The organism is Saccharopolyspora tripterygii (assembly GCF_054778355.1).
The window spans coordinates 218,172-230,492 of sequence record NZ_BAAGZP010000018.1; the positions used below are offsets into that span (position 1 = coordinate 218,172).

Genomic DNA, 12,321 nt, shown 5'->3' on the forward strand with positions numbered 1-12,321 from the left:
ACCACGGTACCCGGTCTAGCCGTCCTGATCGCGCAACTCGTCCAGAGCGTGCTGCAAGTCGTCCGGGTACTCGCTCTCGAACTGCAGCCACCCGCCCGACGGGTGCTCGAAGGACAGGCTGCGCGCGTGCAGCCACTGCCTGGTGATCTGCAGCCAGCGGGCCAGCACCGGGTCGGCGCCGTAGGTGATGTCGCCGACGCAGGGGTGCTTGATCGCCGAGAAGTGCACCCGGATCTGGTGGGTGCGACCGGTTTCCAGCTTCACGTCGATCAGCGTCGCGGCGCGGAACGCCTCCACCGTCTCGTAGTGGGTGATGCTCGGCTTGCCCCCGGTGACCACCGCGAACTTGTAGTCGTGCCGCGGGTGCCGGTCGATCGGCGCGTCGATGGTGCCCCGGCTCGGGTCGGGCAAGCCCTGAACCACCGCGTGGTACCGCTTCTCGACCGTGCGCTCCTTGAACGCGCGCTTGAGCACGGTGTAGGCGTGCTCGCTCTTGGCCACCACCATCACGCCAGTGGTGCCCGCGTCGAGGCGGTGCACCACGCCCTGGCGCTCGGCGGCACCGGAGGTCGAGATGCGCAGGCCGGCCGCGGCCAGGCCGCCGACCACGGTCGGGCCCTCCCAGCCGGGGCTCGGGTGGACGGCGACGCCGATCGGCTTGTCGATCACGACGATGTCGTCGTCCTCGTGCAGGATCTTCATACCCTCGACCGGCACGGCCACCACCTGCGGCGGCTGCTCGGCGGCGGGCAGGCTGACCTCCAGCCAGGACCCGGCCATCAGCCGATCCGACTTGCCCGCGGGGCTCCCGTCGACCAGGACGTCACCGGCCTCGGCGAGCCCGGCCACGGCGTTGCGGGAGAGCCCGAGCAGCTTGGACAGGCCTGCGTCGATCCGCATGCCGTCCAGCCCCTCGGGGACCGGAAGGGTTCGGAGTTCGCTCACGACTTGCGCGCCTTCTGCTTGCGGTGGACCGTCCCGTCGAAGTCGCGCCCCATCAGCGACAGCAGCACCACGAGGATGCCGCCGCAGGTGATGCAGCTGTCGGCGACGTTGAACACCGGGAACACCTGACCGCCGGGCGCCAGGAAGGAGAGGAAGTCCACGACGTGGCCCTGCAGCGGGCCGGGCGCCCGGAACAGCCGGTCGCCGAGGTTGCCGCACGCACCGCCGAGCACCAGGCCGAGGCCGACGGCCCACCCCGGCGAGCGGAGCTTCGGGGCCAGCCACACGATCACGCCGACCACGGCGATCGCGAGCAGCGCGAGCAACCAGGTCAGGCCGGTGGCCATCGAGAACGCGGCACCGGGGTTGCGCAGGACGTCGAAGTAGAAGAGGCCTCCGAGCACCTTCACGGGCGGGTTGCCCTCGATGGTGGCGACGACGGCGATCTTGGTGACCACGTCCAGGGCCAGGCCCAGCGCCGCCACCCCGAACAGCAGCGCCAGCAGCTTCGCGGACCCGCCCTTCGGGGCGTCCGCGGCCGGGTTCGTCTCAGCGGACTCCGGCGTGGAGGCCGCCTGCTCAGAGGAGGGGTGCTCGGTGCTCACCCCGCCATTGTCCCCGACCCGGCCGGACACCCACGCACCAGGACTGCGACACCCGGTCACCCGATCCCGGTTTTAGTCCAAACTGAGCCGACAAAACGGACATGATCATGGCTCGGTTTGGACTAAAACTGGGACTTGCCGCTCACCGCATCCCCTGATCAGAGGAGGAAGGGCGGTAGCGGGCGCTGGTCGTCGACCGGTTCCCAGCGGCCGCTCGACTGCTCGTAGCTCACCGCAGGACCATCGCTGACCAGGGACTTCAGGGCGGCGATCAGGCGGTCGACGTGTTCAGCGGTGGTGCCGAGGCCGATGCTGACGCGCAAGGCCCGGCCGCTGTCCGAGCCGGCCTTCGCGAGCAGGTTCTTCGTGCCGAGGTGGGCGCAGAACAGACCGTCGCGGACGCCGATGCCGTGCTCCGCCGACAGCGCGGCGGCGATCAGCCCCGGGCCCTGACCGTCGAGGGTGAAGCTGACGACCCCGACCCTGTCGTGCTCCGCGCCGAACAGGCTCAGCTCGCGCAGGCCGGGGACCTCGGCCAGGCCCGCGCGCAGGCGTCCGAGCAGCGCGGCCTCGTGCTCGACGACGCCCTCCCAGCGGGTGGCGAAGGTGCGGCAGGCGGTGGCCAGCGCGTGCACGCCCACGGTGTTGGGCGAGCCGGCCTCGTGGCGCTCCGGACCGGTCGTCCAGCTGACCGCGCGCTCGTTGACCACGCGGGTGGCGCCACCGCCCACGAGGTGGGGCTCGGCGGCGTTGAGCCAGTCGGCGCGGCCGATCAGGGCCCCGGCGCCGAAGGGGGCGTAGAGCTTGTGGCCCGACAGGGCGAGGTAGTCGACGTCGAGCTCGGCGAGCCGGATCGGTCGGTGCGGCGCGAGCTGCGCGGCGTCGAGCACGGTCCGGGCTCCCCTGCTGCGCGCGACGCGGGCGAGCTCCGCGACCGGCCACACCTCGCCGGTGACGTTGCACGCCCCGGTCAGGACCACCAGGCGAGGCCCCTCCGGGCACTCCGCCAGCGCCGCGTCCAGCGCGGCAACCGCGTCGGCGGGCGATGCGGGCGCCGCGATCCGGCGGACGTTGCGCCACGGCAGCAGAGCCGCGTGGTGCACGGTGTCGAACACGACCACCGACGTGCCGCGCGGAACGGCCGAGGCCAGCAGGTTCAGCGAGTCGGTGGTGTTGCGGGTGAACACGACCTCGTCGCCCTGGCGGGCACCGGCGAAGTCCAGCAGCACCCGGCGCGCGCCTTCGTAGACCCGGGTGCACACCTGCGAGGCGAAGCCTGCTCCGCGGTGCACGCTCGCGTAGTAGGGCAGCAGCTCGTCCACGGCGTCGCGCACGGCGGACAGGCACGGTGCGCTGGCGGCGTGGTCGAGGTTGGCGTAGCTCGCGGTTCCTCCGGTGACCAGGGGAACCCGCAGGCCTGCTCCGGCCACGCCGGGAACGGCGACGGACTGGCTCGGAACATCGATGACGGCTGAAGACATCGCGACCCTCCCGGGGCCTCAAGGGCCCTCGGCGGGCCCGCGCTTGCCGAGCCGCACTGCGCGACCGGCCAGGTCTTCACCCGGGGCACCCCACCGCGGTAGGAGGGTTGCCGGCCAGCGAGCCGGGGCTTGGCGCTGGCGCTCATGACCTTCGCGGCGAACGGTAGCGCCTCACCCCGCTCCGCGACAACGTCGTCCCATCTGGTGGGCGCGGCGTGGGCAGCGGGCGGTTTTGGTCCGAACTGACCCGACATTCCCGACATCGATCATGGACGGTTCGGACCAAAACCGACCCCGCGCAAGACCGAGGCCCCGAGAGCGAACCCCGGGGCCTCGATGCGCGAGAACGGCGTCAGACGCGCGAGACCGCGACCTTGATCTCGATCCCGTCGCCGACCGCGCCGGTGGCGGCATCGGCCGCGTCACCGAGGTCGACCGCGTCGGCCAGGGTCTCGCCCGCGATGAACTCGCGGTGCGCCTCGACGGCCCGGGCGACCTCGGCAGGTGCCTCGATGGTGACCGTGATGCGGTCCGAGACCTCGAAACCGGCTTCCTTGCGGGCGTTCTGGACCACCCGCACCACGTCGCGCGCCAACCCCTCGGCCGCGAGCTCCGGAGTGACGTCGGTGTCCAGCACGACCAGCCCGTCGCCGCCCGGCAGCGCAGCGGCCGCGCCGGAGTCGGTCGAGACCAGCCGCTCGGTGAACTCGCCCTCCTGCAGCTCGATGCCCGCAGCGACCACGGTCGACCCGCGGTGCTCCCAGTCGCCGGCCTTCACGGCCTTGATCACGGTCTGCACGTCCTTGCCCAGCCGCGGACCGGCCGCGCGAGCATTGACCGCGATCTCGAAGTGCCCGTGGGCCGCGACGTCGGTGCTCAGCTCCAGGTCCTTGACGTTGACCTCGTCGCTGATCAGGTCCGCGAACGGGCGCAGCGCCTCGGCCCCCGGGGTGGCCACCACGAGGCCGCCCAGCGGCAGCCGGACGCGCAGCTTGTTGGCCTTGCGCAACGCCAGCGCCGAGGAGCACACCTGGCGCACCTGGTCCATCGCCGAGACCAGTGCCGGGTCGGCGGGCAGCTCGTCGACCAGCGGCCAGTCGGCCAGGTGCACCGAACGGCCACCGGTGAGCCCCCGCCACACCGCCTCCGCGGTCAGCGGCAGCAGCGGCGCCACCACCCGGCTGGTCACCTCCAGCACCGTGTGCAGCGTGTCGATCGCGTCCTTGTCGCCCGCCCAGAACCGGTCCCGGGAACGGCGCACGTACCAGTTGGTCAGCACCTCCAGGAACTCCCGCACGGTCGCGGTCGCGGTCGCCAGGTCCAGGGCGTCCATCGAGGACTGCACGTCGCCGACCAGCTCGTGGGTTTTGGCCAGCACGTAGCGGTCGAGCACGTGGGTGCTGTCGGTGCGGAACTCCCCGCTGACGCCCTCGGCGTTGGCGTAGAGCGCGAGGAAGTACCAGGAGTTCCACAGCGGCAGCACAGCCTGGCGCACCGCGTCCCGGATGCCCCGCTCGGTGACCACCAGGTCGCCGCCGCGCAGGATCGGGCTCGACATGAGGAACCAGCGCATCGCGTCGGAACCGTCGCGGTCGAAGACCTCGTTGACGTCCGGGTAGTTCTTCTTGGACTTCGACATCTTCTGGCCGTCGTGGCCCAGCACGATGCCGTGCGCCACGACGTTGCTGAACGCCGGCCGGTCGAACAGCGCCGTGGCCAGCACGTGCAGCGTGTAGAACCAGCCGCGGGTCTGACCGTGGTACTCGACGATGAAGTCGCCCGGGTAGTGGTGCTCGAACCAGTCCGCGTTCTCCATCGGGTAGTGGACCTGCGCGAACGGCATCGAGCCCGACTCGAACCAGCAGTCCAGCACCTCCGGCACCCGGCGCATCGTGGACTTGCCGGTCGGGTCGTCCGGGTTGGGCCGGGTCAGCTCGTCGATCTCCGGGCGGTGCAGGTTCGTCGGCCGCACCCCGAAGTCGCGTTCGAGCTCGTCCAGCGAACCGTAGACATCCGTTCGCGGGTGCTCGGGGTCGTCGGAGCACCACACCGGGATCGGCGAACCCCAGTACCGGTTGCGGGAGATGTTCCAGTCGCGGGCGTTCTCCAGCCACTTGCCGAACTGGCCGTCCCGGATGTGCGAGGGAACCCAGTTGATCTGCTTGTTGAGCTCGACCATCCGGTCCTTGAACTGGCTCACGGCCACGAACCAGGACGACAGCGCGCGCTGGATCAGCGCGTTGTCGCAGCGCCAGCAGTGCGGGTACTGGTGATCGTAGGTCTCGTGCCGCAGCAGGAGTCCGCGTTCCTTGAGGTCGCGGGTGATGTGCTTGTTGGCCTCGAAGACCTGCATCCCCTCGTACGGCGGCACCTCGGCGGTGAACCGGCCGCGCGCGTCGACCGGAACGACCGGCACGATGTCGGCCGCGTCGGTGACGACCTTGTCGTCCTCACCGAAAGCCGGTGCGATGTGCACGATTCCGGTGCCGTCGTCGGTGGTGACGTAGTCGGCGGCCAGCACCTGGTGGGCGTTGTCCCAGCCGGCGAAGAAGTCGAACGGCGGCTGGTAGCGGGTGCCGAGCAGGTCGGATCCCTTGTAGCGGGCCACCACCCGGTCGGCGACGTCCTCGCCGAGCTCGCGGGCGTAGGCCGCGACCCGGGCTTCGGCGATCAGGTAGCGCTCGGTGCTCTCGGCGGGCGCGACCAGCGCGTAGTCCACGTCGGGGTGCACGGCGGCGGCCAGGTTCGACGGCAGGGTCCACGGGGTCGTCGTCCACACCAGCGCGAGCGCGCCGTCGAGGTCGGCCCCGGGCGCGGTCAGCCGCAGGCCCACCGTCACGGCAGGGTCCTGGCGCGGCCGGTAGCCGTCGTCCATGCGGGTTTCGGTGTTCGACAGCGGCGTCTCGCAGCGCCAGCAGTACCAGAGGACCCGATATCCCTCGTAGACGAGACCCTTGTCCCACAAGGACTTGAAGGCCCACATGACGCTTTCCATGTAGTCCAGGTCGAGCGTCTTGTAGTCGTTCTCGAAGTCCACCCAGCGCGCCTGCCGGGTGACGTAGTCCTCCCACTCGGCGGTGTAGCGCAGCACGGAGGCCTTGCACGCCTCGTTGAAGGCGGCGACGCCCATGTCGTCGATCTCGGCCTTCGAGGTGATCCCGAGCTGCTTCTCCGCCTCGACCTCGGCGGGCAGGCCGTGGGTGTCCCAGCCGAAGCGCCGCTCGACCCGCTTGCCGCGCATCGTCTGGTAGCGCGGGACCGCGTCCTTGACGTAGCCGGTGAGCAGGTGGCCGTAGTGCGGCAGGCCGTTGGCGAACGGCGGGCCGTCGTAGAAGACGTACTCGTTCGAGCCGTTGTGGCCTGCCTCGCGCGCCTCGACGGAGGCGCGGAAGGTCTTGTCGTCGGCCCAGAAGTCCAGCACCTGGCGTTCGATCGCCGGGAACGCGGGCTGGGCCGCCACGCCGCGTTCGTCGGACGCGCCGAAGGAAACCTTGGGGTATGCCATCGCGGAGCTGCTCCTCGCAATGTGTCGTCGTTGCCGCCCTGTGGACGGGGACGACGTCCCGGACGTGCCGGGCACCGCGGTACCACCCCGCTTGCCGACGGCTGAAGACCGACGGCCACTCGATTGCCGGCTGTGACGGGCCGGACCCGTCCGGTTCTACTGAGGCACGAGATGCGCCCGTTCTTCCGGAGGCTCCCCGGTGATGGCCGGATCAACGCCTGGTGCTCACCAGAGTACCGGGCTTCGCCAGCGATAATTCACCGGCTCTGGCGAAGCTCCGCCGCGATCGTCGCGTTGGGCGCGCACCGGGCGCAGGGGGTGAACCCGAGCTCCCGGGCTTCACCGAGCTTCAGCGGCAGCGTCTTCGCCTCGCCGAGCCACTCGCAGGTCCGCACGTGGTAGCGCGGACGTTCGTCGACCACGACGACCTCGGCGTCCTGATCGGCCGACTCCGCGGCGTTGCTTCGCTCCTCACCGGGTTCCGCGCCGAGCGGCGCAGCCGGTGCGGTCTTGCTCTTCTTGCGGCGGCGGACCCTGATCCGGTCGAAGATCAGCACCGCCACCCCGAGTCCGCTGGCCAGGACCGAGATCCAGGCGAATCCCGCTCCGCCGCCGAGAACGGCGACCGCCAACGTCGCGGCGGCCACCAGCACCAGCAGCAGTACGACCAGCAGCACTCGAATTCCCTCTCGCCGAACCCCTCTCGGCAGATACCGGCGGTGACGGGCCATGACCCATCACCGCCGGTATGCCAAGTCTTGAACGGGGAATCAGCCCGCTTCGGCCGTCCTGGCCCCGAAGCTGTAGCTGGTGGCCTGCTGACCCGAACGGCTCCCGCTGCTGCTGCTCTCCGCAGGTGCGGCCGAACCGCGGTCCTGCAGCTCGCGCAGCTGAGACTCCAGGTAGGTCTGCAGTCGAGTGCGGTACTCCCGCTCGAACGTGCGGAGAGTCTCGATCTTCTTCTCGAGGGCGTTCTTCTCGTTGGTGATGTTGCCCATCACCTCAGCGTGCTTGCGCTGCGCGTCGCGTTCCAGGCTCGCCGCCTTGTCGCGCGCCTGCCGCTCAAGCGTCTCCGCCCGCGTGCGGGCGTCGTTGAGCATCGTCTCGGCCCTGGTCCGGGACTCGTTGACCATGCTGTCGGACTTCGAACGAGCCTCCGATAGCAGCTGCTCGGACTTCGTCCGGGCCTCCGACAACATGCCGTCGGCCTCCGCCTTGGCCTCACCGGTCAGCCGGTCGGCCATCTCCTGCGCGAGGCCGAGAACCTTGGCGGCCTGCACGTGGTGGTCGCCGCCCGGGGAGGTCTGCTCGGCAGCGGTCGGCGCCGGGACCGGGGTGAGCCGGCGCGGTTCCTCCGGTGGGGCGGCCGGGGTCGAGGCGGCAGCGGCGGACGCCGACGCAGCCTGGCTGCGCGCGTCGTCCAAGTCGACCTGGGCGGTCTGCAGCTGGGTCTCCAGCTGCTCCACCTGCCCACGCAGGTCGTTGTTCTCCTCAACCAGCCGGGCAAGCTCGGCTTCAACCAGGTCGAGGAATGCATCCACCTCGTCCTCGTTGTAGCCCCGCTTACCGATCGGGGGTTTGCTGAACGCGACGTTATGCACGTCGGCGGGGGTCAGGCCCACAAGATCACCTCACGCACTCCTTCGGCAGCTGCGGGTCGGTCGGGTTCCCCGTCACCCGGCCGGTTGCACCAGTCGCATCAGTATGAACACGACTAGCAGCAGCACCATAATCGATAGGTCCAGTCCGACGCCGCCGATCCGGACCGTCGGAATCACCCGACGCACCAGTTTCACGGGTGGGTCGGTCACTGTGTAGATGCTCTCCAACGCGATTGCAACCCCCCCAACGGGCCGCCAATCGCGAGCGAACACTCTAACGAGTTCCACCACGATACGCGCCGTGAGCAGGAGCCAGAAGAAGAACAGAACGTAGAACAAGACGATCTGCACCGGGTTCACGCCTTCAACTGTGCCACCACTCACCCGTAGTTGAAAAAGGCCCCCTCTGCTAGCCGTCGCTTGTCCTCGGCCGCGACGTCGACGTTCGGCGGTGAGAGCAAGAACACCCGGTTGGTGACCTTCTCGATCGAACCCCGCATCGCGAACGCCAGACCTGCGGCGAAGTCGACCAGACGCTTCGCGTCGGCCTCCTCCATCTCGGTCAGGTTCATGATCACCGGCGTGCCGTCTCGGTACTGCTCGCCGATGGTCCGCGCCTCGCTGTAGCTGCGCGGATGCAGAGTTGTGATCTTACTCAAGTTGAACTGAGTACCCGTGTCGGTCACCGCCCGCAGGCGCGAAACACCCTCGCTTCGCGGCTGATCGTTGGGCAGAGTGCTGCGTGACGCCGTCTCCGGCGCCCACTGCCGCCGCGGACGCGGCGGCTCCCGGAACTCCTCGGCGTAGGCCTCGGTCTCCGCGTCGGCCTGAAAACCGCCACGAGTACCCGCGGACCTGCGCCGGGACGCGCCCCGGTCTTCGTCGTAAGCGCCCCGGTCCGCGTAGGCAGGACGGGAGTCGTACACAGGACGATCATCGTCGTACCGCTCGCGGTAGGCGATCTCGTCCTCGTACTCGTCCACCTCGTCGGCCGGGACCATGCCGAAGTAGGCCTTCAACTTGTGCAGAGCGCTCATCGGCATGCCCTTCCTCTGCGGCTCCCTGACACCGAGCACGAGGTGGCCGGCCTTCGACCCCCTTTTGACGGCTACGGCGAGGTTAACCGCCGCCCGCCGAGCAGCGCGGTTCCGACACGCACCCTGGTCGAGCCGTGGGCAACGGCACTCTCCAGGTCGCCGGACATCCCCGCCGACACGTCCACAGCTTCGGGGTGATCAACGCGCAAGCGCTCGGAGATCGACGAAAGTGTGCTGAAGGACACATCCGAGTCGCCACCCAGAGGAGCGACGGCCATCACTCCCCGCAGCCGAAGATCGCTCGTTCGCGTGATCGTCTCGGCGAGTCGTGGAACGTCCTCCGGAGCGCAACCACCTCGTCCGGTCGTGCCGTCCAGGCTGACCTGCACCAACACGTCCAACGGGTGCTCCCGCTCGCCCGCGTCGAGCGCGCTGGCCGTTGCGCGGGCAAGGGCTTCGGCGAGCCGGTCGCTGTCGACCGACTCGACGACGCCGGCCCAGCGGGCCACCGCGCGAGCCTTGTTCCGCTGCAACTGGCCGACCATGTGCCAGCGCGACACCGCCTCCGGTCGCAGCTCGTCGAACTCGGCGACCTTGCCGCGCGCCTCCTGCTCCCGGTTCTCGGCGAAGGACGACAGCCCGAGATCGGAGAGAAGAGCCACATCGGATGCGGGGAAGGTCTTGGTCACAGCGAGCAGCTCGACCTCGTCCGGAGACCGGCCGGCGGCCTGGCACGCCTTCGCCAACCGCTCCCGGACGGCTTCCAGCGACTCGGCGAGCTCGGCCCGGCGTTCCTCCGGCGTCACTCCTCCTCCATCCAGATCACCGACGCGAAGCGGCCGGTCCGGCCGTTGTCCCGGCGGTGGCTGTAGAGCTCGGGGGTTTCCATCGTGCAGCGCGGGTCGACGCCGATCTTGGCGATGCCGACCTGCGCGAGCTGCTCGAAGAGCCCGGCGCGCAGGTCGAGCCCGGCGGTCCCCTTCCGGGTCTTGCAGGCGCTGCCGGGCAGGTGCTTCTCCACGTCCGCCTGCATGTCCTGCGGCACCTCGTAGCAGGCTCCGCACGCGGCGGGACCGATGAGCGCTTCCACCCGATCGAGTCGGGCACCCGCCTCGCGCATCGACTTCAGCGCCTCCGGCAGCACTCCCACGCGCGCGCCCACGCGGCCCGCGTGCACCGCGGAGATCACCCCGGCCTCGGGGTCGCCGAGCAGCACCGGCACGCAGTCGGCCGTCAGCGCGATCAGCGCGAGGCCCCGCTGGGCGGTCACGAGCGCGTCGGAGGCTTCCACCGCCGCCTCCTGCGGTTCGTCCACGACGGTCGCCGTGCGGCCGTGGATCTGCTCCATCCAGACCAGGTGGTCCTCGGGCAGGCCGATGCCGTCCGCCAGCTTGCGCGTGTTGGCCGCGAGCGCCTCCGGCGCATCGCCGACCCTGCCGCCGAGGTTGAAGGAGTCGAACGGCGCACTGGAGCTGCCGCCCTCCCGCGTGGTCGTCACGCGCCGAATCCGCACTTGCCCAGCCTCCCGAAAAGAAAAATCGACACCGGGAACCCGCGGTCCCCGGTGTCGATTCTCGCTTATGCGTCAGCGCCGCATGAACGGCGGAATGTCGACGTCGTCATCGGTGTCGTCACCCACCGGGACCGCCCGGTTCGGCAGTCCGCCGGGACGCGAAGCACCGGTGGAGTGCGTCGGGTAACCGCCGGTGCGGCCGGGCACCGACACCCCCTGCTGACCGGTGGACGAACCGTCGCCGCCGTAGGTCCGCTGCTGCGGGCTGTGCGGCTGGCTGGGCTGCTGGTACCCGGTCTGCTGCGGTGCCTGAGTCTGCGGCGCCTGAGTCTGCGGTGCCGGGGTCTGGGGTGCCGCGGGCTGCTCGGGCTGCGGGGCAGCGGGAGCCTCCGGAGCGGGCGCCGAGTCCTGCACCGGCTGAGCCGGGGCAGGCGCGGGAGCCGGGGCGCTCGGTGCGGCCGGAGCCTGAGCGCTCGGGGCCGCCGGTGCCTGCTGGGTCTCGGTTTCCGCCGGAGCAGCGGGCTTCTCGGCCTTGGGCGCCGACGTTTCGGCGTCCTCGGTGCGCCCGCCGACGCGGGTCGGTTCGAGCTTCTTGTGCGTCGGCGTGCCCGAGTCGAACCCGGCGGCGATCACCGTGACGCGCACCTCGTCGCCGAGCGAGTCGTCGATGACGGTACCGAAGATGATGTTGGCCTCGGGGTGCGCCGACTCCTGGACCAGCGATGCCGACTCGTTGATCTCGAAGAGACCGAGGTCGGAACCGCCCGCTATGGCCAGCAGCACGCCGTGAGCGCCTTCCATCGAGGCCTCCAGCAGCGGCGAGTTGATCGCCTTCTGCGCGGCTTCGACGGCTCTGCCATCACCCCTCGCCGAGCCGATGCCCATCAAGGCGCTGCCCGCTCCGGACATGACGCTCTTGACGTCGGCGAAGTCGAGGTTGATCAGACCCGGCGTGGTGATCAGGTCGGTGATGCCCTGGACACCGGAGAGCAGCACCTCGTCGGCCGAGCGGAAGGCGTCCATCAGGCTCACGCCGATGTCGCCGAGCTGCAGCAGCCGGTCGTTCGGGATGACGATCAGGGTGTCGCAGCAGTCCCGGAGCTCCTTGATGCCCTGCTCCGCCTGGGACGCGCGGCGCTTGCCCTCGAAGGAGAACGGCCGGGTGACGACACCGATCGTCAGCGCACCGAGCTTGCGCGCGATGTTGGCGACCACCGGGGCGCCACCGGTTCCGGTGCCACCGCCTTCACCAGCGGTCACGAACACCATGTCGGCGCCCTTGAGGACCTCTTCGATCTCCTCGGCGTGATCCTCGGCGGCCTTGTGCCCGACCTCCGGTGCCGCGCCGGCGCCGAGGCCGCGAGTGAGCTCGCGGCCGATGTCGAGCTTGACGTCGGCATCGGACATCAGCAGGGCCTGCGCGTCGGTGTTCACCGCGATGAACTCAACACCTTTGAGCCCGACCTCGATCATGCGGTTCACGGCGTTGACGCCGCCGCCACCGATGCCGACGACTTTGATCACCGCGAGATAGTTGTGCGGGGGCGTCATCGGATCCGCCTTCCTGATCGTGGCTGTCTGCTCTCTGCATCGACCGCCGGGACGGCCGCTGAGCCGGTGCCGCGATGCGGCTC

The 12,321-nt window shown here is 70.1% G+C and carries 11 protein-coding genes and 1 riboswitch; all 11 genes read right to left on the reverse strand.

Features of this window, described 5'->3' with window-relative positions; all coding sequences use genetic code 11:
* Window positions 1–15: 15 nt before the first annotated feature.
* The gene (locus ACYVF3_RS14875) at window positions 16–900 is read right to left on the reverse strand and encodes an RluA family pseudouridine synthase (protein ID WP_461154997.1); all 885 of its coding nucleotides are present in this window, start codon (window positions 898–900) and stop codon (window positions 16–18) included.
* Window positions 901–941: 41 nt separating this feature from the next.
* On the reverse strand, window positions 942–1,550 hold the full coding sequence (lspA, locus tag ACYVF3_RS14880) for a signal peptidase II (RefSeq protein WP_461154809.1): 609 nt from the start codon (window positions 1,548–1,550) through the stop codon (window positions 942–944).
* A 158-nt stretch (window positions 1,551–1,708) separates the two neighbouring features.
* On the reverse strand, window positions 1,709–3,031 hold the full coding sequence (locus ACYVF3_RS14885; RefSeq protein ID WP_461154810.1) for an aminotransferase class V-fold PLP-dependent enzyme: 1,323 nt from the start codon (window positions 3,029–3,031) through the stop codon (window positions 1,709–1,711).
* 34 nt (window positions 3,032–3,065) lie between these two features.
* A riboswitch (SAM riboswitch) is annotated at window positions 3,066–3,181 on the reverse strand.
* 202 nt (window positions 3,182–3,383) lie between these two features.
* Window positions 3,384–6,536: an isoleucine--tRNA ligase gene (ileS, locus tag ACYVF3_RS14890; RefSeq protein ID WP_461154811.1), complete on the reverse strand. Its 3,153-nt coding sequence runs from the start codon at window positions 6,534–6,536 to the stop codon at window positions 3,384–3,386.
* 257 nt (window positions 6,537–6,793) lie between these two features.
* The gene (locus ACYVF3_RS14895) at window positions 6,794–7,213 is read right to left on the reverse strand and encodes a hypothetical protein (protein ID WP_461154812.1); all 420 of its coding nucleotides are present in this window, start codon (window positions 7,211–7,213) and stop codon (window positions 6,794–6,796) included.
* A gap of 93 nt (window positions 7,214–7,306) precedes the next feature.
* The gene (gene wag31 / locus ACYVF3_RS14900; RefSeq protein ID WP_461154813.1) at window positions 7,307–8,158 is read right to left on the reverse strand and encodes a DivIVA-like cell division protein Wag31; all 852 of its coding nucleotides are present in this window, start codon (window positions 8,156–8,158) and stop codon (window positions 7,307–7,309) included.
* Between the two features lie 51 nt (window positions 8,159–8,209).
* Complete coding sequence (locus tag ACYVF3_RS14905; RefSeq protein ID WP_093413156.1) at window positions 8,210–8,497, reverse strand: YggT family protein; 288 nt, start codon at window positions 8,495–8,497, stop codon at window positions 8,210–8,212.
* Between the two features lie 20 nt (window positions 8,498–8,517).
* Entirely contained in the window at window positions 8,518–9,174 is a 657-nt protein-coding gene (locus ACYVF3_RS14910; RefSeq protein WP_461154814.1) for a cell division protein SepF, read from the reverse strand.
* A gap of 71 nt (window positions 9,175–9,245) precedes the next feature.
* On the reverse strand, window positions 9,246–9,980 hold the full coding sequence (locus ACYVF3_RS14915; RefSeq protein WP_461154815.1) for a YggS family pyridoxal phosphate-dependent enzyme: 735 nt from the start codon (window positions 9,978–9,980) through the stop codon (window positions 9,246–9,248).
* Entirely contained in the window at window positions 9,977–10,687 is a 711-nt protein-coding gene (gene pgeF, locus ACYVF3_RS14920) for a peptidoglycan editing factor PgeF (protein WP_461154816.1), read from the reverse strand. Before pgeF ends, ACYVF3_RS14915 begins: the two co-directional genes overlap by 4 nt.
* Window positions 10,688–10,759: 72 nt before the next feature.
* Window positions 10,760–12,238 (reverse strand): cell division protein FtsZ, encoded by a 1,479-nt coding sequence (gene ftsZ / locus ACYVF3_RS14925; RefSeq protein WP_461154817.1) that lies wholly within the window; start codon window positions 12,236–12,238, stop codon window positions 10,760–10,762.
* Window positions 12,239–12,321: the final 83 nt, after the last annotated feature.